This window comes from Pseudomonas sp. MWU13-3659 (genome assembly GCF_023757525.1).
GTDB lineage: Bacteria > Pseudomonadota > Gammaproteobacteria > Pseudomonadales > Pseudomonadaceae > Aquipseudomonas > Aquipseudomonas entomophila_E.
The window spans coordinates 43,544-67,060 of sequence record NZ_JAMSHW010000008.1 but is presented as its reverse complement, the minus strand read 5'-3'; the positions used below and the strand labels follow the sequence as shown (position 1 = coordinate 67,060).

General features: G+C 64.7%; 14 protein-coding genes. All 14 read right to left on the bottom strand.

Annotation, left to right across the window (positions count from 1 at the left end):
• Positions 1-7 precede the first annotated feature (7 nt).
• The gene (locus NGM28_RS12330) at positions 8-3,583 is read right to left on the bottom strand and encodes a glycosyltransferase (protein WP_252090375.1); all 3,576 of its coding nucleotides are present in this window, start codon (positions 3,581-3,583) and stop codon (positions 8-10) included.
• A gap of 159 nt (positions 3,584-3,742) precedes the next feature.
• On the bottom strand, positions 3,743-5,311 hold the full coding sequence (locus NGM28_RS12325) for a flagellar hook-associated protein 3 (protein WP_240064280.1): 1,569 nt from the start codon (positions 5,309-5,311) through the stop codon (positions 3,743-3,745).
• Positions 5,312-5,324: 13 nt separating this feature from the next.
• Positions 5,325-7,370, bottom strand: a complete 2,046-nt coding sequence (gene flgK / locus NGM28_RS12320; RefSeq protein ID WP_240064281.1) for a flagellar hook-associated protein FlgK — start codon at positions 7,368-7,370, stop codon at positions 5,325-5,327.
• A 12-nt stretch (positions 7,371-7,382) separates the two neighbouring features.
• Positions 7,383-8,573, bottom strand: coding sequence for a flagellar assembly peptidoglycan hydrolase FlgJ (gene flgJ, locus NGM28_RS12315; RefSeq protein WP_252090374.1), 1,191 nt, complete (start codon positions 8,571-8,573; stop codon positions 7,383-7,385).
• Between the two features lie 11 nt (positions 8,574-8,584).
• The gene (locus NGM28_RS12310; RefSeq protein ID WP_430624195.1) at positions 8,585-9,694 is read right to left on the bottom strand and encodes a flagellar basal body P-ring protein FlgI; all 1,110 of its coding nucleotides are present in this window, start codon (positions 9,692-9,694) and stop codon (positions 8,585-8,587) included.
• Positions 9,695-9,706: 12 nt separating this feature from the next.
• Positions 9,707-10,402 carry a flagellar basal body L-ring protein FlgH gene (gene flgH, locus NGM28_RS12305; RefSeq protein ID WP_240064284.1) on the bottom strand — a complete coding sequence of 232 codons (696 nt, stop codon included), beginning with the start codon at positions 10,400-10,402 and terminating at the stop codon, positions 9,707-9,709.
• Between the two features lie 79 nt (positions 10,403-10,481).
• Positions 10,482-11,267 (bottom strand): flagellar basal-body rod protein FlgG, encoded by a 786-nt coding sequence (flgG, locus tag NGM28_RS12300; RefSeq protein WP_213657743.1) that lies wholly within the window; start codon positions 11,265-11,267, stop codon positions 10,482-10,484.
• A gap of 48 nt (positions 11,268-11,315) precedes the next feature.
• A complete protein-coding gene (gene flgF, locus NGM28_RS12295) occupies positions 11,316-12,056 on the bottom strand; it encodes a flagellar basal-body rod protein FlgF (RefSeq protein ID WP_252090372.1) in 741 nt (246 codons plus the stop codon).
• A 216-nt stretch (positions 12,057-12,272) separates the two neighbouring features.
• Positions 12,273-17,900, bottom strand: coding sequence for a calcium-binding protein (locus tag NGM28_RS12290; protein WP_252090368.1), 5,628 nt, complete (start codon positions 17,898-17,900; stop codon positions 12,273-12,275).
• A gap of 63 nt (positions 17,901-17,963) precedes the next feature.
• Positions 17,964-19,277: an HlyD family type I secretion periplasmic adaptor subunit gene (locus NGM28_RS12285; protein ID WP_252090366.1), complete on the bottom strand. Its 1,314-nt coding sequence runs from the start codon at positions 19,275-19,277 to the stop codon at positions 17,964-17,966.
• Entirely contained in the window at positions 19,274-20,986 is a 1,713-nt protein-coding gene (locus NGM28_RS12280) for a type I secretion system permease/ATPase (protein WP_252090364.1), read from the bottom strand. Before NGM28_RS12280 ends, NGM28_RS12285 begins: the two co-directional genes overlap by 4 nt.
• A gap of 119 nt (positions 20,987-21,105) precedes the next feature.
• Positions 21,106-21,291, bottom strand: a complete 186-nt coding sequence (locus tag NGM28_RS12275; protein ID WP_240064288.1) for a hypothetical protein — start codon at positions 21,289-21,291, stop codon at positions 21,106-21,108.
• Between the two features lie 84 nt (positions 21,292-21,375).
• Positions 21,376-22,767 (bottom strand): flagellar hook protein FlgE, encoded by a 1,392-nt coding sequence (gene flgE / locus NGM28_RS12270; RefSeq protein ID WP_240064289.1) that lies wholly within the window; start codon positions 22,765-22,767, stop codon positions 21,376-21,378.
• Positions 22,768-22,797: 30 nt separating this feature from the next.
• Positions 22,798-23,502 (bottom strand): flagellar hook assembly protein FlgD, encoded by a 705-nt coding sequence (gene flgD, locus NGM28_RS12265; protein WP_240064290.1) that lies wholly within the window; start codon positions 23,500-23,502, stop codon positions 22,798-22,800.
• Positions 23,503-23,517 lie beyond the last annotated feature (15 nt).

The following is a 23,517-nucleotide window of genomic DNA, read 5'->3' as shown; positions in this document are numbered from 1 at the left end:
GTCGGTTTCAGTCAGCCAGCCAGGCGTTGGCCCAGTGCTGCAGATGGTGTTCGTTCAGTACGTAGTCGCGCAGCACGGCTTCGCGCAGCGCATCCCCCTGGCGGTAACTGGCCAGCGGATCGCTCAGGTGCATGCGGATCGCCTCCAGCCATTGCTCGGTGGTGTTTTCGCGGACCCGGGTGCACGGCAGGTAGCCGGCATAGGCCTTGGTGTCGGTGCAGATCACCGGGAAACCGCACGCGCCGTACTCGAGCAGGCGCAGGTTGCTCTTGCAGTCGTTGAACAGGTTCTGCTCCAGCGGCGCCAGTGCCAGGTCGAGGTTGAGGCCGGCCAGCTTGCGCGGATACTCGGTGAACGAGATGCCCGCGTGGAACTCTTTCACATAGGGCCGCAGGATCTCCGGGCACATGCCGAAGAACACCCAGTCGACCTCGCCGGCCAGGGTCTTGATCACTTCCAGCAGCAGTTCCAGGTCACCACGGTGGCTGGTGCCCCCCGCCCAGCCGACCCGTGGCCGCGCGCTGCTCTGGCGCTGGCTGACCAGCCCCGTCCACAACGGCGCGGCGAGCATGTTGGGCACCACGCGGATGTCCTGGTGCATGCTCGAAAGGGCATCGGCCAACGGCTCGGTGGACACCACCACCCGGTCGCACAGGGAAATGGCGCGGCCGACCAGTTCACGTATGTTGCTCGGCATGTTGCGCGCGTGGTCGTTCTTCTTCGGTGGCTCGATGATGTAGTCATCCAGCTCGTAGATGCGCCGCGCATTGGAAAAGCGTTTGTACTGCTCGATATCCTTGACGTTCGCTGGCGTGTAGCGGCACTGCAGGATCATCACATCGGGCTTTTCCCGTTCGAGCTCGACCAGCCCTGGAGCGCTGAAATCGATTCGCCCCTGGATCCATCCCCCCTGCTCCAGGTCGGTGAACGGCTGGACCACACGGTATTGCCCAGTCGCGTTGGTGCTGCTGGGCAGCGCCAGTACCGACGGCATGGCGCGGGCGATGAACGGGTCCCAGCCACCGCGCAGGCCTGGCTCGAAATTGAAGTTCGGCAGCTTCAGGCTGAGGTGGCGATTGTAGGCCGGGTCGAGCGCGATCCACGCCATCCAGCGCTCGTGCAGCAGGTCGCGGTCGGCTTGCAGGTTCGGCGTCGCGGCCTGCTCGAGCGCAGGCACCGGCAACCGGGCCACACGCGAGTACGGTGTCCACACCGCAAGATAGCCTGCCGTCCGCGCACGCAGGCACAGGTCGGCATCGAACAGGGAACCTTGCAGGTGGGCCGCATCCAGCCCACCCAGTTCGGCGAACAGGTCACGCCGCACCAGCAGGCAGTCGAGGCTCAGCGCACTCCAGTTCTGCACCAGGCGCAGGCGGTTCATGTAGCCGTCCGCACTCGTCGCACAGCCGAGGAACGGGCTGCCCGCGGTCCCTTGCATGCCCAGCACCAGGCCGGCGGAAACGATCGTGCCTTTGTCGTCGAACAGCTTGGGGCCGACCATGCCGACTTCCGGGCGCTGCCCCAGGTGCATCAGCTCGACGAGCCACTGGTCGTCGAACAGCACGCAGCCGGCATCCAGCAGCAACAGGTAATCGCCACGGGCCTGCAGGCTGCCTTCGTTGAGACTTTGGGCCAGACCCTGGGCGGCCACCTCGACTACTCGCAGCTGATCGCTGCCCAGCCCTTGCAACCCGATCAACCAGGCACGTACCTCGGCCGAAGTGTCGGCACTGGCGATCAGCAGCAGCTCGAAGTCGCGGTACGCCGTGTTCGTGAGCAGCGACTCGACGCAGCGTGTCAGTACCGCCAGGTCGGCGCCGGCATGGATGAGGATCGACACACCGGCGGCCTGCGCATGGTGATAGGTAACCCGGGTCATCATGCTGCCTTCGATGCCGGACACCTGGGCTTCCACACCCAGGCGTCGCAGGTGGGCCTCCAGCACACGCGGGGCTTGAACATGCCCGCTCGGCTCGGCGAGCCAGTCGGCATAGCGGTACTGGCACTGCACGAGCACTTCGGCGATGTGCTCCACCACCTGCAGGCCATGGGCCTCGACCAGCCGCCACAGCAGGTCGTGGGGCGCCAGGCCGTCGAAGCCGACGTCGAAGCCGCCTAGCTCGCGCAGCGCCGCGCAGTCGAACGCCAGCAGGCGGCCGACGTAGGGCAGGCTGCGCATCAGGTCGAGGTTGAAGTCCGGCTTGAAGATCGGCGCCGAGGGCGCGAGGTTGTCGTTGCTGCCTTCATCGAGGTACAGGCACAGGCCCTCGCCCCGCAGCGCCATGCGCTCGGCCATGATCACCAGGGCGTGGGTGTGCAGGCGATCACCCGCGTGCAACAGGAACAGCCAATCAGCCTGGCCGTCAGCGGCAAGCCACTGGTTGAGCAGGTCGAAACCGGCGCCGCGACGCGTCAGGTAGCGCACGTTATCCCGCACCACCAGCTCGAAGCCCTCGGGCGCGAGCACCAGGATGCAACGGGCCGGGAAGGATTGCTGGGCGAGGCTGTCCAGGGTGATGCGCAAGGCCTTTTCATCGCCATCGCGGCAGGACACCACTGCCGCGATGCGCGGCTGGGTGGGCCATTGCTCGATACGCTTGGGCAGCAGGCGCTCCTGCCCCGCGGACAGGCGACGGTATTCCAGCCATTCGGCGTAGAGCTCGTCGAAACTCAGGCTGAGGGTGCCGACCTGCTGGTTGAAGTTGGCCATCTGCGCGGTGAACAGACGGCGAAGATCGAGCTCGTCCCATTTCTGCCCAGGGTCGGCGACGTAGTCGGCCAGCGGCAGGTAGCGCACCCAGCCCTCGGCCGGCGCGGCTTCGCCGGTACGTCCCTGGAGCATCTGCAGCAGCCAATCGGTCTCGGCATCGAACACCTTGACCATGCTGCTCTGGTGGCTCAGGCGCCCGGGGTGTACGCGCTCCAGGCTCAAGACCTGATCGAGGCTGCACAGGTGCCCGCGGCGCAACAGGCAGGCGTAGAGCGCCAAGTCCAGGCGTGCGGCGAACCCTTGCCCTTCCTGCACCAGGGTCGGCAGGTAAGCCTCGACCTGTTCGCGACGGAACAATGCATGGCTGAGCCCGCCGAACAGATTGACGCCGTTGTCGGAGATACCCTCCAGCAAGTCGTTGCCATTGAGCACCGCGCTGCACATGGAGATGACGAAGTTCAGCGAACGCGACGGCAGCAGTACATCGTCGGCGGCACACAGCAGGCGCTGGCAGATGACCATGCTGACTTGAGGCAAATCGCCCAGCATCGCGGCCTGCTGGCTGATGCACGCCCCGAACAGCGTATCGTCGTCACAGAGGAACTTGATGAACTCGCCGGACGAATGCTCCAGGCACACCAGCAGGTTGCGGGCAAAGCCTTGCCGCGCAGGGTTGCGCACATAGCGCACAGGCACGTGGGTGGTGGCGCGCAGCTCATCGCAGATCGTCTCGACCTGCGCATCCGGGCTGTCGTCGCAGACGACGACCTCCAGGTTCGCGTAGTCCTGGGCAATCGCGCTGGCCAGCGTGCTGCGGAAGAATTCGGGGTTGTACGCGGGGATGGCGATACTGACGAGGGGTTGGGCGCTCACGGGTACTCACTCAAAGCAATTGATCGATGCCACCTGGCTCGCCCCTGCCCCGGCCCGGCATCCTGCCATGGCCGGTGCCATGGCCGAGCCGCCTCGCGTCCCAGCAGGTAGCGAGGCGGCCCTTGCGGGTGATCACCCCGCTCGGCACAGCATCGTGATTCAGATGTAGTTGACCAGCGACAAGCCGGCGATCTTGGCAAAGGACTGCATCGAAGCCTGGAGCATGTTGGTCTGCATCTGCAGGCGCAACATCACGGTCGCCGGGTCGACCTCGCGGATCGAGCTCTGGGTCTTGGTATTTTCGGTGCTCAGCGCCTCGTTGGTCTCGGCCTGGATGTCCAGGGCCTGGCCGCGACCACCGATGGAACTGATCGACGAAGCCACCTGGTTGGTCGCACTGGCGACGTTGCCGATGGCCGAGTCCAGGGAGGCCAGGAAGTTCTGGCGGGCTGCCGGGTCCTTGTCCATCGGCACGGACAGCGCGGTGCGCAACTGGCTGATGGTCTGCAGGATGTTCTGGGTCTGGTGGGTGTCCACCTGGACCCCGAACGAGTCACCCGCGGCCGGCGCGCCGGACAGCTGGAAGCTCACGCCGGACGCGGTGGCGGTCGTGCCCGACAGCGTGCCGGTGGAGATCGGCCGGCTGTTGGCCGACATCGGCGCCGAGTACAGCTCGAAGTCGGTCGGGCTGGTGAACTTGAGCACCGCGCCACCGCCTGGGAACGAGGCGTTGTACTGCGCCTGGTTGGTGATGCTGGCACCGGTGACCTGGGTCGTGGAGCTGTTGCCCGGGCTGCGGCTGCCGGTGATTGTGTCCGGCTTGGACTGCAGCGTGAACGTGTGGCCGGCAATGGCGGCGTCCGGGTTGGCTTCGTCACCCGGCTTGAAGTCGATCTTCAGGCGCAGGTCGACGCCACGGAAAGACACCGAAGTGTTCACGCCTTTCGGGTCGAAGTTTCCGCCCTGGCTGGCCTCCAGCGTCACGTCGTTGCCGCTGGCATCGAGGATCTTGTACTGGGTGCTGCTGGTGAACTGGACGCTGTACGGCTCGCCGCTGCGGAAGCGGTCGTTGTAGGCAACGCTGCCGGAAACCTGGCCATTGGACAGGCTGACACGGCCATCGTCCACGGCTGGCGAGGTGAGCTTGGTCTGGCTGCGGCTGGTGTTCAGCGCCTGCTCGAACGCATCGTAGCCCGTCTCGTTGGCGGCCAGGCTGAGCATGTCACCCACCTGCAGCTTCAGCTGGCTCTGGTCGCCCTGGTAGCTGTAGGAACCATCGCTGTTACGGACATACGGCTGGGTGTCGCCCTTGGAGCCGGAGAACAGGTACTTGCCGTTCTCGTCCTTGCTGTTCATCAGCGAGAACAGCTGCTCTTCCAGCGCCGCCAGCTCGGAGGCGTTGGCCTTGCGGTCGGCGTCGGTGAAACCGGCGTTGCCGGAAGTGACCGCCAGCTCGTTGACCCGTTGCAACACGGCACCGATCGAGTTGAGGGTGGCTTCGCTGGTGCCCAGGGCATTGCGTACGTTGGTGATGTTGCCCTTGTACTGGTCGAGCATGTTCTGCTGCTGCTCGAGCTGCAGCAGGCGCGCAGCGCCGACCGGATCGTCGGCGGCGGTACGCACGCGAATGCCGTCGCTGGACTGCTCCTGGCTCTTGACCGTGTTGGCCAAGCCGCGCTGGTAGTTGGCGCTGCTGGTGTTGTAGAACTGCGAAGTGGAGATGCGCATGATCTACGGCTCCTTAAAGACTGTTGATCAAGGTGGCGAAGGTTTCCTGGGCCGCCTTGATGATCTGCGACGACGCGGTGTAGTACTGCTGGAACTTGACCAGGTTGCCGACCTCTTCGTCGACCGACACACCGGACGCGGTATTGCGGCTATCCAGCGCCGAGGCCTGCAGGGCATTGGTGGCGTCGGCGTCCATGCTCGCCTGGGAGGCCTTGCCACCGACGTTGGACACCAGCTTGGCGTAGGCATCGGTCATGCTGATGCCCTTGCCGTCGGCCCCCACCTCGACCGTGGACTTGGTCTGCAGGCCGATCACCGACTGGGCATTGCGGTTGTCCGCCGAGCCGGAGCCGGTCAACGAGACGGTGAAGCTGTCACCGTTCTTCGGCGCGCCGGTGATGTCCATCTCGAAGTTGAACTTCTTCTGCACGCCACTGGCGTCATTGATCGGGTTGCCACTGCCATCGACCATCGGTACGGACAACTGCAGCTTGTTGTTCTGGCCAGGGACGATAGTGCCGCTGCCGATGTTGTTGCCCTGGGCGTCGAACATCGTGTACGCCTGGGGCGAGGTCTCGTTGCCGAACACCAGCTTGACCGGGGTCGAGTACTTCAGGCCGGCCTGCAAGTCGCTGCGCTGGGTGGCGTCGTAGATGTCCAGCTTGGACGTCAGCGTGGGCTGGGTGATCTGCCCGGTGCCCTTGTTGCCCGAACCGTTGACGGCGGTCAGCGGCGCTGCGAATGCCAGGCGCTTGGGGTCGGTGAGCGTCGAGTCGATGGTCCCGGCGGCGTTGCGCGTCGGGGTGATCTTGAAGCTGTCGCCGACACTGGGGGCGCCGCCATTGAGTGCCAGGCTGAAACCATCGATCACCGGCGGCGGGTTGGTGCTTAGGTCGAAGTTGCCCATGTCTTTGCCGTCGGGCAACCGGCGCACGCTGTAGCCGGTGGCGCTGGTGAAGGTCACCTGGTAGTCGTTGGTCGACAGCTTGCCGGTGTCCTTGATGGTCACGTTCAGGTTGCCGGTGGCCGGGTTGTTGCCCAGCTTGGGCACGCTGCGCTCGCTGATGGCCTTGGCGCTGTTGATGTCGCCGAACAGCAGCGCACCGAATTCACCATTCTTGTCGATACCCTGGGCCAGCTGGCTGTTGATCGCGTCAGACACGACCAGGGCAACCCGCCCCAGCTCATTCAGGGCCGGGTCGAGGGTGTCCTTGCGGTAGCGGATCAGGCCGCCCATCTCGCCACCGGTGGTGCTGTCGGTGATGTCCATCTTGGTGCTGCCGCGGTTGAGCACCAGGCTCATGCGCGTCGGGTCGGTCGGGCTGGGCGCGGTTTCCAGCGTCTGCGTGCCAGTGCCCAGCACCAGCGACTGGCCGTTCTTCAGGTAGATGTCGTAGTTGCCTTCGCGCTCGACCACGTCCACGCCGATCAACTTGTTTAACTCGCGCACCGCGCCGTCGCGCTGGTCGAGCAGGTCGTTGGGCTGGCCGGTGATGGCCGACATCCTCACGATCTGCTGGTTGTAGCTAGCGATGGTGGACGTGAGATTGTTCACCTGGTCGGCGATCGACTTCATGTTCGAGTTGATGTTGCTGTTCTGCTGGTTCATCTGCGCCGACAAGGCGTTGAAGCGCTTGGCGAGGGTCTGCGCGCTGGTCAGCAGCAACTGGCGGGAGGCATCTTCGGTGGGCTTGGCCGAGGCGTCCTGGGCGGCGGTGAAGAAGCTCTTCAACGCGGCGGTGATGCCGGTGTCGTTGCCATACAGGGCCTTGTCCAGCGGCGCGACCTGGTTCAGGTACGAGGACGCATCGGAGGACAGCGAGGTGGTGGTGCGCAGCTGGTTCTCGAGGAACGAGTTGTACACCCGGCGCACGTCGGCCAGCGTGGTGCCGGTACCGATGAACACCTGGCCGGTCTGCTGGCTACCCTTGGTCTTCTGGACGATCTGCTGGCGAGAGTAACTTTCGACATCGGCGTTGGCGATGTTGTTACCCAGGGTGTACATCCCGGACTGGGCGGCACCCAGGCCCGACATACCGATATTGATCAAACTCGCCATGGTTCCCTGCCCTTAAAGTTGCGTGGTGGTACCGAGCATTGCGTAGCTCTGTTCCGACTTCATCTGTCTTGCGATCTGCGAGATCTTGCTGGCGTAGTTCGGGTCGGTGGCATAACCGGCCTTCTGCAGCTCTCGCACGAATTGTTCTGGTTTATCGGCAGCCTTCACCGCATCTTGATAGCGCGAATTGTTCTGCAGCAGGCTGACCAGGTCGTGGAAGCTGTCCTGGTAACTGTCGTAGGAGCGGAACGCCGCCGTTTCCTTGACGAACTGGCCGTTGCGGAACTCGCTGGTGATCGCCCGCGCCTCGCCGCCCTGCCAGCTGCCGGTGGCCTTGATGCCGAACAGGTTGTGGCTGCTGCTGCCGTCGGGGTTGCGCATGACCGACTTGCCCCAGCCGGTTTCCAGCGCGGCCTGGGCCACCAGGTAACGCGGGTCGATGCCGATGCGCTTGGCGGCCTGCTCGGCCATCGGCAGCATGGTGGCGACGAAGGCGTCGCTGTCGGCGAAGGCTTTCTTCGGCGCCAGCGGCGGCTGCGCGCGACCGAGGATCTGCAGCTTGGCGTCCGGCGCGGCGAACGTGCGTGCCGGCGCCCAGTCGCGCATGGCCACGCCACCGGCCGGAATATCGGCGCGGCGCGGCAAGGCGCTGTTGGTAGTCGCCGCGGCACTGCCGGCGGATGGCACGATGCCGGCCAGCAGGCGATCGGTCAGCTTGCCCGGCAAGGCCAGGCGTCGGGAATTCAGTGCAGCCACATCATTGCGCGCGGCGGCATCCTCGACGGCGCGCTCCGGCGCCGCCACCTTCGAGGCCCACAGCGCCGGCGCCGCCCCCTCGATACGCGGGAACGGGCTGGTGTTGGGGTGCACGGCCTTGTTCTTCGACAGCTGGCGCACCAGCACGTCCTGCAGGCCGATACCACCACCCTCGCGGGACATGCTCACGGCCAGCTGCTGGTCGTACATGTCGCGGTACTGCTTGACCGTGTCGCTGTTCATCGGGTCGTCTTCGGAGGCCATCACATCGGTGGCCTTGCGCGACGCCTTGAGCATTTCGCTGACAAACAGCGACTCGAACTCCTTGGCCACCTTGCGCACGTTGGCGTCGCTGTCGCGATCACCATACTTGAGCGAGCTCAGGCGGCTGAGGTCGGTGTAGGCGCCGCTGTCGGCGGGCGTGGACACCAGGCTCTTCGAATTCATCCGTGGCGTCCTCAGATCACGATCAGGTCGGCTTGCAACGCGCCGGCCTGCTTCAGGGCTTCGAGGATCGCCATCAGGTCGCTCGGCGCCGCGCCAACCTGGTTCACCGCCCGCACGATCTCATCCAGCGTGGTGCCTGGGCCGAACTTGAACATCGGCTTGGCTTCCTGCTGGGCGTTGACCCGCGAACGAGGCACCACGGCTGTCTGGCCATTGGAGAACGGCCCCGGCTGGCTGACGATCGGGTCTTCGGTGATGGTCACGGTCAGGCTGCCATGGGTGACCGCCGCTGGCGACACCTTGACGTTCTGGCCAATGACGATGGTACCGGTACGCGAGTTGATGATGACCTTGGCCACCGCCTGGCCCGGGTCGATCTCCAGGTTCTCGAGGATCGACAGGTAGTCGACGCGCTGGCTCGGGTCCATCGGCGCGGTGACCCGCACCGAACCACCGTCGAGCGCCTGGGCCACGCCTGGGCCGAGCAGTTCGTTGACCTTGTCGACGATGCGCTTGGCGGTGGTGAAGTCCGGACGATTGAGGTTGAGGGTGAGGCTGTTGCCCTGGTTGAAGCCGCTGGGTACCGCGCGCTCGACGGAAGCACCGCCCGGAATTCGGCCGGCCGACGGAACGTTGACGGTGATCTTCGAGCCGTCACGGCCCTCGGCGTCGAAACCGCCGACCACCAGGTTGCCCTGGGCGATCGCATAGACGTTGCCGTCGATCCCCTTGAGCGGGGTCATCAGCAGGCTGCCGCCACGCAGGCTCTTGGAGTTGCCGATCGACGACACGGTGATGTCGACCACCTGGCCCGGCTTGGCGAAGGCCGGCAGGTCGGCATGCACCGACACCGCGGCGACGTTCTTCAGCTGCACGTTGCCCGACCCTGGCGGCACCTTGATGCCGAACTGCGACAGCATGTTGTTGAAGGTCTGCAGGGTGAACGGCGTCTGGGTGGTCTGGTCACCCGTGCCGTTGAGCCCCACCACCAGGCCGTAGCCGATCAGCTGGTTGGCGCGCACGCCGGAAATGCTGGCGATATCCTTCAAGCGCTCGGCGTGGGCACCGAACGCGCAGGACATCAGGAGTGTCGCGGCAATCAACCGCCTAGCGTTGAACATGGTCATCCGTACTCAGAAGGGCCAGAGCGGGCTGATGAAGAAACGGTCCAGCCAACCGGGCTGGCTGGCATCGGCGAACGAGCCGGTGCCCGAATAGGTGATGCGCGCGTCGGCCACACGGGTGGACGGCACGGTGTTGTCGGTGGCGATGTCGTCGGCGCGAACCAGGCCGGCGATACGCACCAGCTCCTCGCCGGTGTTCAGGGTCATCCACTTCTCGCCGCGCACGGCGATGATGCCGTTGGGCAGCACTTCGGCCACGGTGACGGTGATCGAGCCGGTCAGGGTGTTGCCCTGGGTGGCCTTGCTGTCGCCCTTGGTGGTGCGGTCGCCGCTGTAGCCGGCCTCCAGCGACAGGTCGCCGCCGCCGAACGGGTTGTTGGTGTTCGGGCTGCTACCGAACAGCGAAGTCAGGCCGATGTCGGCCTTGCTGTTCTTCTGGATCTGCGAGCCGGCGTTCTTGCTGGCCGAGGTCCGCTCGTTGAGGGTGATGGTGATGATGTCACCGACCCGGAACGCCTTGCGGTCGGTGTACAGCCCCTGCTCGAAACCGGCCTGGTAGATCGAACCATTGTTGGCCGCTGCCGGCAGCGGGGTGCGCGGCAGGACCGGCGCGTAGTACGGGTCGTTGGGCTTGGGCGTCGGCGCGACGCAACCGGCCAGCAACACCGCCCCCCCAAGGGCGAAAACGGACAACAGATGTTTCATGACGCTTACCTCACGGTGGAACAGGCGCTGCGACAGCGAGCGGATGGTCAGTGGCCCGCGCCAGGCGGGCCACCCGGGCTTACAGCTGCTGGGTGACGAACGACAGCATCTTGTCGGCGGCGGAGATGACCTTGGAGTTCATCTCGTAGGCACGCTGGGTGGTGATCATGTTCACCAGCTCTTCCACGGTGCTGACGTTGGAGTTTTCCAAGGTCTTCTGCAGGGTCAGGCCAAAGCCGTTCAGGCCTGGGGTGCCGACCTGCGGCGCGCCGCTGGCAGCGGTCTCGAGGAACAGGTTGTTGCCGATCGCCTGCAGGCCGGCCGGGTTGATGAAGTCGGCGGTCTGGATGTTGCCGATGACCTGGGCGGCCGGGTTGCCGGCGGTGGTGATCGACACGGTGCCGTCCTGGCCGACGGTGAAGGTCTGCGCTTCTGGCGGCACGACGATGGCCGGTTCCAGGGCGAAGCCGTTGGCGGTGACGATCTGGCCGTCGGAGTTCAGGTGGAAGGTACCGTCACGGGTGTACGAGACGGTGCCATCCGGCTGCAGGATCTGGAAGAAGCCACGGCCGTTGACCGCCATGTCCAGCGGGTTCTCGGTGTTCTGCAGGCCGCCGGTCTGGAAGTTCTTCTGGGTGCCGACGACACGCACACCGGTACCGACCTGCAGGCCCGAAGGCAGCTCGCTGTCCTGGGTGGACTGCGCGCCTGGCTGGCGCTTGATCTGGTACAGCAGGTCCTGGAACTCGGCGCGATCACGCTTGAAGCCGGTGGTCGAGACGTTGGCCAGGTTGTTCGAGATGACCGTCAGGTTGGTGTCCTGGGCGGACAGGCCGGTTTTAGCGACCCAAAGAGCCGGAAGCATTTAGTGTTCTCCTCGTGCGCCTGTTTTACGGCACCCGTTCAAATGTGATTAGCCGATTTGCAAAACCCGAGCCATGGCTTGATCGCCTTCCTCGGCCGCTTTCATCATCTTGACGTGCAACTCGAACTGGCGGGACAGCGCCAGCACCGAAGTCATTTCTTCCACGGCGTTGACGTTGCTGCCTTCCAGGAAGCCCGACACCACGCGCACATTGACATCGGCGTCGGCCGGCTGGCCGTTCTTGGTGTGGATCAGCCCGTCCGGCCCCTTGGTCATGTTCTTGATGTCGGGGTTGACCAGCTTGATGCGGTCGACCTCGGCCATCACCCGCGGGTCCTCGCCCATGGCGCGGATGCTGATGGTGCCGTCGTCGCCGACCTCGACCTTCTGCTCCGGCGGAATCGCGATCGGGCCACCGTTGCCCATCACCGCCATGCCGTTGCCGGCGCGCAGCACGCCCAGGGCGTCAATGTTCAGGCTGCCGGTGCGCACGTAGGCTTCGCTGCCGTCCGGGGCCTGCACGGCCATGAAACCATCGCCAGTGACTGCCACGTCCAGCTCGCGACCAGTCTCGACCATGGGGCCGGCGCTGAAGTCGGTGGCCGGGCGCTCGCTCATGGCAAACGCACGCGCCGGAAAGCTGTCACCGAACACCGGCATCGAACGCGCCTGCTCGAGGTCGCGCTGGAAACCGTTGGTGGAAACGTTCGCCAGGTTGTTGGCGTGGGCCTTCTGCGCCAGCGCGTTCTGGCTGGCGCCGGTCATGGCCACATAAAGCATCTTGTCCACAGTCATCCTCCGCTGCACGGGCGGTCGATTGCCGCTCGCCGTGGCTTTGCGGTGCTTGGAGCAAGTTTCGCGCCAAGTGCTGCAGAAATGACAAAGGCCCCGTGTTTGCGGGGCCTTTGCTGAAACAGCCGCCGAGCGAGAGACAAAATCTCGGCGGCGGACTGCCGTCAACGGCAAGGGCTGGCCGCCCCGCCGTCATCGATCGTCACTTCGCTGTCAGGTGATGGTGAAGGTGTCTCCGTTGTTGGTCTGGAACGACTCGATGGTGTTGGCGCCGGCATACCAGTCGACGAGCTTGACACCCGAATCGACCTTGCCGGTTTCCCAGTTGGCCTTGGTGAACAGGTAGGCATCGTCGCCCAGGCGGCTGAGCACGACATCGCTGAAGGCTTCGAATTTCTTCAGGATGACCTTGTCGGTGCCGACGCTACCCGTGTCCTGGATCGAGACCTGCGCCCAGGAGTCGACGGTGTAGGTGTCGCCACCCTCCCCGCCATCGCCAAAGCCGGCAGCGTTCATGGCCAGTTGATCCGAGCCGGCGCCACCGAACAGCTTGTAGCCGACGCCATTGCCGGCCAGGCGGTCATTGCCATCATCCCCATAGGCCGTCCCTCTGGCGGTCAGGATGAAGTCGTTGCCCGCATCGCCATGATGGATGCCGCCGAGGTCGTTGCCGCCACCATAGATGGTGTCATCGCCATCGCCACCATTGATGATGTCGGCCTGGGCGATCAGATGGGTATCGGTGCGGGCGAACGTACCGAAATCGCCATAATAGATCCCGTCACCATAGAGGAAGTCGTTCCCCGCGCCACCATTGATGACGTCATTGCCCTCGGCACCGAAGATCGTGTTGGCGCCAACGTCCCCATTGAGCACATCGTCGTAGGCCGAACCCGCCAGCCCTTCGATACCGACCAGCACATCACCTTCGGCGTCGCCGCCGGTATTGACACCTGTGGCGAGGTTGACCGACACGCCGGCCGAGCTGTTGACGTACCAGGCGAAGTCCTTGCCCGCGCCGCCATTGATGCTGTCGGCACCGGCACCGCCCACGAAGTTTTCGTCGCGCGAGGTGCCGATCAGGGTGTCGTTGAAGGCCGAGCCTTCGAAGCTCTCGATGTTGAGGTAGGTGTCAGCGCCCGTCGCATTGAGGTTCAGGGTGATGCCAGCACCTTCGCCGGCGAACGTCAACAGATCGACACCCCCTGCACCATCGATGTAGTTGGCGTCGTCGTTGACGACAAACACATCACTGGCACCTGAGCCAGAGAAGCGCTCGATGCTGTCGAACGTATCGCCCGCCGCCACACCGGTATGCACCCCGGTCTTGAAGTTCAGGGTAACGCCCATCGCACTGTCGCCGTACGACACAGTGTCCAGGCCCGCACCACCAATGAAGCGGTCGGCGCCACCAGCTCCCGCATAGAACGTGTCATTGCCAACACCACCGGTGATGATGTTGTCGCTGGCACTGTCATAGGCCACGAAGTTGCCGGTGCCCAGGTAGGTCAGCGCCTCGACTTCGTTGGTCAGGCGGTAGCTGCCCAGAGTGGTGCGCACTTCGTCGTAGCCGCCACCCGCCTCCTCGAACACCGTCGCATTGCCATTGATGAAATACACATCGTCACCCGCCCCACCACGAAACGCCGTGGCAGCGGATGCAGTGGTGAAGGTATCGGCGAACGCCGTACCGGTCACCGTGGCAAAGCCGGTGAATACATCACCCTGGGCATCGCCACCGACGCCAGTGCCACGACCGGTGTTATCGACGTTGAGGGTGATCGCCTGGGCGGATGTCGAGTAGTCCAAGGTATCAGCGCCACCGCCCCCTTCGAAGAGGCGCGCGGTGCCGTCGCTCACGAAGACGTCGGCGAAGGTCGAGCCCCTGAAGACTTCGATGCTGTCGAAGGTATCGCCTGCGGCAATGCCGCCATGCACGCCGGTCTTGAAGTTCAAGGTGACCCCGACTCCGCCAGCGGCATCACCGTACGAAACGGTGTCATTGCCCGCGCCGCCGACGAAACGGTCCGCACCCGCGCCACCGTACAGCGTGTCGCTGCCGACGCCACCGGTGATGACGTTGTCGCTGGCGTTGCCATAACCGACGAAGTTGCCCGAACCCTGATAGGTCAGCGCCTCGACATCATTGGTCAGGCGATAGCTGGCCAAGGTCGTGCGCACCTCATCGTAGCCACCACCCGCGGCCTCGATGACTGTCGCGTTTGCATTGAGGTAGTAGATGTCGTTGCCTTCACCACCGCGCAGCGAAGTGGCCGCCGCCCAGGTGGTAAAGGTGTCGTCGAAAGCCGAACCGCCGACAGTGGTGATACCGGTGAACACATCCCCGGCAGCATCGCCGCCGGCACCAGTACCGCGCCCGGCATTGTCGACCGTGATGGCAATGGCCTGGCCGGAGCCCGAGTAGTCCAACGTGTCAGCACCGCCACCTCCTTCGAAGGTGTGGGCAGTGGCGTCACTGATGAAGGTGTCGGCTGCGGCCGAGCCACGGAACACCTCGATTCCTTCGAAGGTGTCCCCGGTGGCGATTCCAGTGTGTTGACCGGTCTTGAAATCAAGGGTGATGCCTGTGCCGCCATCGGCATAAGACACCGTGTCGACACCCGCACCACCGACGAAGCGGTCGCCACCGGCGCCACCGAACAGCAGGTCGTTGCCCACGCCACCAGTGATCACGTTGGCGCTGGCATTGCCGTAGCCGGTGAAGCTGCCACTGCCGATATAGGTCAGCGCCTCGACTTCATTGGTCAGGCGATAATTGGCCAAGGTCGTGCGCACTTCATCGTAGCCGCCACCGACCTGCTCGAGCACGCTCGCGCCGCCATGCAGGATGTACACATCGTCACCGGCGCCACCTTGCAGGTAGGACGAGGTCGACGACGTGAAGGTGTCGTTCTGCGACGATCCCATCACCGTGGTGATGCCCGTGAACACATCGCCCTGGGCGTCACCGCCCACGCCCGTGCCACGGTTGGTGTTGTCGATGGTGATGGTGACCGCTTGCGCGGAGCCCGAATAGTCCAGCACATCGAGGCCGCCGCCACCTTCGAAGGTATGTGCCGCGGCATCGCTGACGAAACGGTCGGCTGCAGCCGTGCCACGGAACACCTCGATACCCTCGAAGGTGTCACCCGCCGCGAACCCGGTGTGCACGCCGCTCTTGAAGTCGAGGGTGATGCCCATGCTGCTGTCGGCATAGGACACGGTGTCGACACCCGCGCCACCGACGAAGCGGTCGCCGCCGTCACCACCGAGCAGCAGGTCGTTGCCGGCACCGCCAGTGATCACGTTGGCGCTGGCATTGCCGTAGCCGGTGAAGTTGCCGGTGCCGACGAAGGTCAGCGCCTCGACTTCGTTGGTGAGGCGATAGGTGGCCTGGTTGGTGCGCACTTCGTCGTAGCCACCACCGGCCAACTCGTACACGCCTGCACCGCCATACACGTAGTACACATCGTCACCCACACCACCCTGCAGCGTGAGCGAGGCCGTCGAGGTCAGGGTGTCGTTGAACACCGAACCGATCACCGTGGACATACCGGTGAACACGTCGCCCTGGGCATCGCCGCCCACGCCCGTGCCACGACCGAGGTTGTCGATGGTGATGCTGACCGCCTGCCCCGACCCCGAGTAGTCCAGCACGTCAAGGCCACCACCGCCTTCGAAGGTATGCGCGGTGGCATCGCTGACGAAACGGTCGCCCACAGCGGTACCACGGAAGACTTCGATACCCTCGAAGGTGTCACCCGCCGCAATGCCGGTGTGCTGGCCGCTCTTGAAGTCAAGGGTGATACCCGTGCTGCTGTCGGCATAGGACACGGTATCGACCCCCGTGCCACCGACGAAACGGTCGCCACCGGCACCGCCGAACAGCAGGTCGTTGCCCGCGCCACCGGTGATCACGTTGGCGCTGGCATTGCCGTAACCCGTGAAGTTGCCGGTGCCGACGAAGGTCAACGCTTCGACTTCGTTGGTCAGGCGATAGGTGGTCTGGTTGGTGCGCACCTCGTCATAGCCACCACCGGCAAGCTCGTACACACCTGCGCCGCCATACACGTAGTAAACATCGTCACCCGTGCCGCCTTGCAGCGTGAGCGAAGCTGTCGAGGTCAGGGTGTCGTTGAGCGCCGAACCGATCACCGTGGAGAAACCGGTGAACACGTCGCCCTGGGCATCGCCGCCCACGCCAGTGCCACGGCCGAGGTTGTCGATGGTGATGTTGACCGCTTGCGCAGAGCCCGAATAGTCCAGCACATCGAGGCCGCCGCCCCCTTCGAAGGTATGCGCGGTGGCATCACTGACGAAACGGTCGCCCACGGCCGTGCCACGGAAGACCTCAATACCCTCGAAAGTGTCACCCGCCGCAATGCCGGTGTGCTGGCCGGTCTTGAAGTCGAGGGTGATACCGGTGCTGCTATCGGCATAGGACACGATGTCGACACCCGCGCCACCGACGAAGCGGTCGCCACCGGCACCGCCGAACAGCAAGTCGTTGCCGGCACCGCCAGTGATCACGTTGGCACTGGCGTTGCCATAGCCGGTGAAGTTGCCAGTGCCGACGAAAGTCAGCGCCTCGACTTCGTTGGTCAGGCGATAGGTGGTCTGGTTGGTGCGTACCTCGTCATAGCCGCCACCGGCCAGCTCGTACACAGCCGCGCCACCGTACAGGTAGTACACATCGTCGCCCGCGCCACCCTGCAGGGTGAGCGAGGCCGTCGAGGTCAAGGTGTCGTTCAACGCCGAGCCCATCACCGTGGTGAAGCCGGTGAACACATCGCCCTGGGCATCGCCACCCACGCCGGTGCCACGACCGAGGTTGTCGATGGTGATGTTGACCGCCTGCGCGGAGCCCGAATAGTCCAGCACGTCGAGGCCTCCGCCACCTTCGAAGGTGTGCGCCGTGGCATCGCTGACGAAACGGTCGCCCACGGCCGTGCCACGGAAGACTTCGATGCCCTCGAAGGTGTCACCCGCCGCAATCCCGGTGTGCTGGCCGGTCTTGAAGTCGAGGGTGATGCCCGTGCTGCTGTCGGCATAGGACACGGTATCGACACCCGCGCCGCCGACAAAGCGGTCGCCACCGGCACCGCCGAACAGCAGGTCGTTGCCGGCGCCGCCGGTGATCACGTTATTGCTGGCGTTGCCATAGCCGGTGAAGTTGCCAGTGCCGACGAAGGTCAGCGCCTCGACTTCGTTGGTCAGGCGATAGGTGGTCTGGTTGGTGCGCACCTCGTCATAGCCGCCACCGGCCAGTTCGTACACAGCCGCGCCACCGTACACGTAGTACACGTCGTTACCCGCTCCGCCCTGCAACGTGAGGGAGGCCGACGAGGTGAACGTGTCATTGAGCGCCGAACCGATCACCGTGGAGATACCGGTAAACACGTCGCCCTGGGCATCGCCGCCAACGCCGGTGCCACGCCCGGTGTTGTCGATGGTGATGTTGACCGCCTGCGCGGAGCCCGAGTAGTCCAGCACATCGAGGCCGCCGCCACCCTCGAAGGTGTGCGCCGTGGCATCGCTGACGAAACGGTCGCCCACGGCGCTACCGCGGAAAACCTCGATGCCTTCGAAGGTGTCGCCTGCGGCGAACCCGGTATGCGCACCGGTCTTGAAATCAAGCGTGATGCCCGTCGTCGAATCGGCATAGGACACCGTGTCGATCCCCGCCCCACCGATCAGCCGGTCGGCGCCATCACCACCAAACAGCGTGTCGTTGCCCGCCCCGCCATCGATCACATCGTTGCCGGCGCGCCCATAGATCTGGTCATCCGCGGCGGTGCCGACCAGGTTGTCGGCCCCTGCGGTTCCTTGAATAACAGCCATCGCAACTCCTTCCTTGCTCCAATGTTGAACGTCCCTGTGCTGACGCCAATCCTTCGATGGCGCTCACCCTTCCCTGAATGCCCGTTGCGCGTGGTCGCCTACTGGCTTGAGCAGATAGGACAGCACGGTGCGACGACCCGTCTGGATCATCGATTCCACCGGCATGCCCGGCACCAGCGTGAGGCCGTCGAGCTTGCGCTGCTCGGCCCTGTCGATATGAATACCGGCGCGGTAGTAGCCGAGCCCGGTCTGCGGGTCGCTCACCAGGTCGGCGGAAAGCCGGACCACCCGCCCCATGACTTCGGGGGTGGTGGCGCGGTTGAAGGCGCTGAAGCGCAGCAAGGCATCCTGGCCGAGCATCACCTGGTCGATGTCCTGCGGGCTGACCCGCGCCTCGACCAGCAGCTCGTCGCCCAATGGCACGATCTGCATCAGGGTTTCGGCCGGCGAGATCACGCCACCCACGGTGTGCACGGTGAGCTGCTGGACGCGCCCGGCACTGGGTGCCAGGACATCAACGCGGCGAAGTTGATCGGCGGCAGCGACTTCGCGCTCCACCCACTCCCCTTGCCGGGCCATGAGGTCGCGCAGCTCTTCGGAAACCTGTTCGCGGAAACGTTGATCGACCTGCAGCAATTCCAGCTGGGTCTCGGCAATGCGTGCGCGGGCTTCGGCAATCGAGGCGATCAGTTGGCCGCGCTCGCCCTGCAGGCGGGCGATGCCGCGTGCCAGGGCATTGACCCGATCAAGGGTCATCAGGCCTTTCTTCTGCAGCGTCTTGACCGCCTGGTATTCCTCGTCGATCAGGCGGATTTCCTCGGCTTTGGTACGCTGCTGCAGATCGTGACCGCCGATGGTCTGTTTGAGCTGCTCGATGCGCTCGCGCAGTTGCGACTTCTGCCCCTCGCGGGACTGCCGGCGATCGGCAAACAATTGCCGCTCGCTGGCCATGACCGCTTGCACTTGTTCATCCGCTTGGCGCGACACCAGGCGCGCAGGCATCTCCACCTGCGCCTTGCCGTCACGCTCGGCCTCCAGCCGGGCCTGGCGGGCCTGGGCTTGGTCCAGCGCCTTGGCGACTATGGCGTGGCTGGCCTCCTGCACAGTGGCATCCAGGCGCACCAGCACCTCGCCCGCCTGCACCGCCTGCCCCTCGCTTACCAGCAACTGCGCGACCACACCGCCATTGGGGTGCTGCACTTTCTTCACACTGTCCTGCACGGCGACGGTGCCCGGCGCGATGACCGCCCCGGCCAGCTCGGTGACGGCCGACCACATCAGAGAACCACCCAGCAGCACCACCACCACTGTGGCGCCCACCCAGAGGTGATTGCGCAACGACCCCAACAGCTGCTTTTCGTTATCGACAGTCTTCATGCCTGAGCCCCTCCCTTCACGGCCACCGGCCGCGCCAGCACCGCGTCCCGCGGGCCAAAGGCGGCCTGGGCACCCTGCTCCAGCACCAGCACCTGGTCCATCACCGACAACAAACCCGAGCGATGGGCGATGGCAACCACCACGCCGCCGCGCGCCTTGACCCCCAGGATCGCCCGCGCCAACGCCCGCTCGCCCTCGGCATCGAGGTTGGCGTTGGGCTCGTCGAGCACCACCAGGAAGGGGTCGCCATACAACGCCCGGGCCAGGCCGACACGCTGACGTTGCCCGGCGGACAGGTTGGCGCCACCAGCGCCGATCGGCGTGTCGTAGCCTTGCGGCAGTTGCAGGATCAGTTCATGCACGCCGGCTTGTTGTGCGGCCGAGACAATGGCCGCGGCATCGGCGTCAGGGTCCAGGCGTGCGATGTTCTGCGCCACGGTCGCCTCGAACAGGTCGACACTCTGCGGCAGGTAACCGGTCTGCGCCGCCCGCGTGGCATCCGGCCACAAAGTCAGCGCCGCGCCATCCAGGCAGACCTGGCCACGCGCTGCCGGCCAGGCACCCACCAGCGCCCGCGCCAGCGACGACTTGCCCGAAGCGCTCGGCCCGACCACCGCCATGGCACTGCCTGCGGCCAACGTGAAGTTGATGTTGTTCAGTACCAGGCGTTGCCCACCGGGCGGCGCGACGCACAAGCCCTCCACCTGCACCTGATGCCGCGCGGTCGGCAGCGCGGTCTTTTCGGCAGGCGCCGGGAAAAGCGCCAGCACCTCTTGCAGTTGCTGCCAGGCCAGCCGCGCCGACACCAGGCTGCGCCAGGTACCAATGATCTGCTCGGCCGGCGCCAGTGTACGGGCGACAATGATCGAGGCGGCCACGATGGCACCGCCACTGAGGTCGCCCTGGATCACCAGCCAGGCGCCCACGCCCAGCGACGCCGACTGCACCAGCTGGCGCAAGGCCTTGGTGATGCCACCGTAGAAACCACTCACGTCGGCGCTGCGCCGCTGCAAGGTGGCGTAGTGCGCCTGCAAGCCCTGCCAGCGCTCGGCGGCGCGCCCGGTCATGCCCATCGCGGCAAGCACCTCGGCGCCGCCGTGGGCCTGCTGGCCCAAACGATTGCGCTGGCTCGCAAGCTCGGCAGCATCACGCATGTCCTGGCGGGTACCGCGATCGGTGAGCCAGGTCAGCAGCACCATCAGCATGATCATGCCCAGCGCCAGCAACCCCAGGGAGGGATGGATATAGAAGCTGACCGCCAAGTACACCGGCATCCAGGGCAAATCGAAGAAGGCCATGAGCCCTGGGCCTGCGATGAAAGCGCGGATCTGCTCCAGCTCATGGGCGGGCTTGAGCGGGTCATGGCGCATGACGATCTTCAGCGGCGCCCCGGCGATGGCCCGGAACACTTGCGCGGACAGCGCGCTGTCGACAGACGCAGCCACCCGCGACATGACCCGGGCACGGATGATGTCGACCAGCGCGAACACCACGTAGATACCCAGCACCAGCAACCCCAGCGCCACCAGCGTGGGCAGGCTGCGGCTGGGGATGACCCGGTCGTAGACTTCAAGCATGAACAAGGGGCCGACCAACGCCAACAGGTTGATCACACCCGAGAACAGGGCCGCACCGATCAAGCCCTTTTTCAGGGCCACAGACAGCCGCTCCGGCAGCACGCGTGCGCCAGCATCCTTACTGCTTTTCAAGAGTTCCGGTCCTTGGAAGAGAGACGTTGCGAGACACGCAAACGAATGGGGATGTCGCGGATCATACCTGAAGGAAATGCCGCAATCGATGGCCTCAAGCCATCAATTTTTGCCTTGCGTCAAAGCGCTCGGCAGGCGGCATTGTTGTAGGGCCCGGCAAAGCGTTTCCAGCCATCGCCCGGCGACCATTGCGAGCAGACCAGGCGCCCATCGGCCTGGCTTTCCCAGCGCCACCAGGGCGCCATGGCGGCCTGGGCCTGGAGCAGGCAGAACGCCGCGGCAACAGCGACGATCAGTGTTTTCATGAGCCAACCCTCAAAGACGACGAACCCCTTCGCGAGAAAGGGGTTCGTGTGGTTACGCGTAGTGCGGCGACCTGCCAGCGACCATCAGGTCATCTGGATGATGGTCTGCATGATGGTGCTTTCGGTGGAGATGGTCTTGGCGTTGGCCTGGTAGTTGCTCTGCGCCTTGATCAGCTCGACCAGCTCCTGGGTCAGGTTGACGTTGGAGGCTTCCAGCGAGTTGGACTCGACGCTGCCCAGGGTGCCGGTCTTCGGCGCATCGATGCCCGGGATGCCCGAGGCGAACGACTCTTTCCAGCGGGTGCCGCCGATCTGCTGCAGGCCCTGCGGGTTGGCGAAGCTGGCGATGGCGACCTGGCCGATGGCGCGGGACTGCTGGTTGCTGAAGCTGGCGAACATCACGCCGGTGGAGTCGATCGACAGGTTCGACAGGATACCGGTGGCATAGCCGTCCTGGGACTGCGACATGCGCGCGGTCTCGGTGTTGTACGAGGTGGTGCTGTTCATCGACAGACGCATGCCCGCAGCGTTGCCGACCGCGCCATTCGACGCCCAGTTGCCGGCGGAGTCCTTGGCCGCAGGCACCCAGCCTTTCATGCTGAAGATGTTGTTGGTGACGCTCCAGTCGAACTGGCCAACCGGCGTGCTCGGCACGCCCGTGGCGGCGGTCGTCATGCTCTTCACGCTGCCATCGGGGTTGAAGTCAATGGTGCCAGTCAGCGGAGTGGTACCCGCTGGGGCGGCAGCACCTGGGGTGAATGGGTTGCGCCCATCGACCAGGGTATACATGGTCCACTGGTTGGTGCCGGTCTTGCGGTAGAACTGCTCCATGACGTGCTCGTTACCCTGGCTGTCGTACACCTTGGTCGGGAACGAGTCGGAGTAGGTGCTGCGGTCGGACGGATCGAACGGCTTGTTCGGCACCATCGCCGGTGGCGTCGCGGTAGGGTCCCATACCTGCAGCGGGATATCGACGGCCGACGAGTTCAGGTTGATACCCTGATCGATCAGGGTGGTGGACTTGGGCGCCAGCGCCGAGGTGTCGATCTTCAGGTCGGTCAGCACGCCCTTCTGGATCTTGCCATTGGCATCGGCGGCATAGCCCTGCAGACGCACGCCGTCGGAGGTGACGACAAAGTTGTCCTTGTTGGTCTGGAACGCACCGGCACGGGTGTAGCTCAGCGAGCCGTTGTCGGACAGCACGAAGAAGCCCTGGCCCTGGATGCCCATGTCCAGCACGTTGCCGGTGTTGTTCACGTCACCCTGGCCGAACTGCTGGGACACGTTGGCCAGGCGCACGCCGTTGCCGACCTGGTTCTTGCCCACGCCCAGGCGGTTGGCGCCGGCATAGACGTCGGCGAACTCGGCGCGCGACGACTTGAAGCCGTTGGTGTTGACGTTGGCGATGTTGTTGCCGGTGACGTCCAGTTGCTTGTTGGCTGCGTAAAGACCGCTAAGGCCGATATTGAAAGACATGTATTCGCTCCTTCTGCCGTTCTAGCGGCCTTAGATTCCGATGGTTTGTACTTTGGAGATACCCAGCTTGCCGATCCCGGCAAGGTTGAGCATCATCTCGCCGCCGTTCTGGAAGCTGACGCTGTTCACCGTGGCCGGCAACAACGTGTACATGGTCGCTGCCTTGCCATCGACCATGGTGGTGGCGGTGAAGGTGTAGTTGCCTGGGCTGAGCTTCTCGCCCTTGTCGTTGGTGCCGTCCCAGATGAAGTCGGCGTTGCCCTTCTTCTGCTCGCCCAACTGGATGGTCTTGACCACGTTGCCATCCTTGTCCTTGATGGTGACCTTGCCCTCGGTGATGTTCTGCGGCACGACCACCTGGCCGGTGAAGCTCTTGGTGGTGTCGACCATGGCCTTCTCGTTCTGCACGATCACCGAGCGCCCGACCAGGGACGAGGCCTGCAGCGCCTGGGACGAGCCCATGCCGGTGATGATCGAGTTGACCGAACTGTTGAGGGTCTGGATACCCTCGAGGCTGCTGAACTGCGCCAGTTGGGCCACGAACTCGCCGTTGTCCTGGGGATCCAGCGGGTTCTGGTGCTGCATCTGGGTGACCAGCAACTGCAGGAACGCATCCTTGCCCAGGGCGTTCTTGTCGGTCTTCTCGGTGGTGGGCTTCTTGGTCGTGCCGTCGCTGACGCCCGAGTTCTTCAGGACATCATTGAGGTTCACGCCAGTAGTGCTTTCGACTGCCATGGTCCGGTTTCCTTA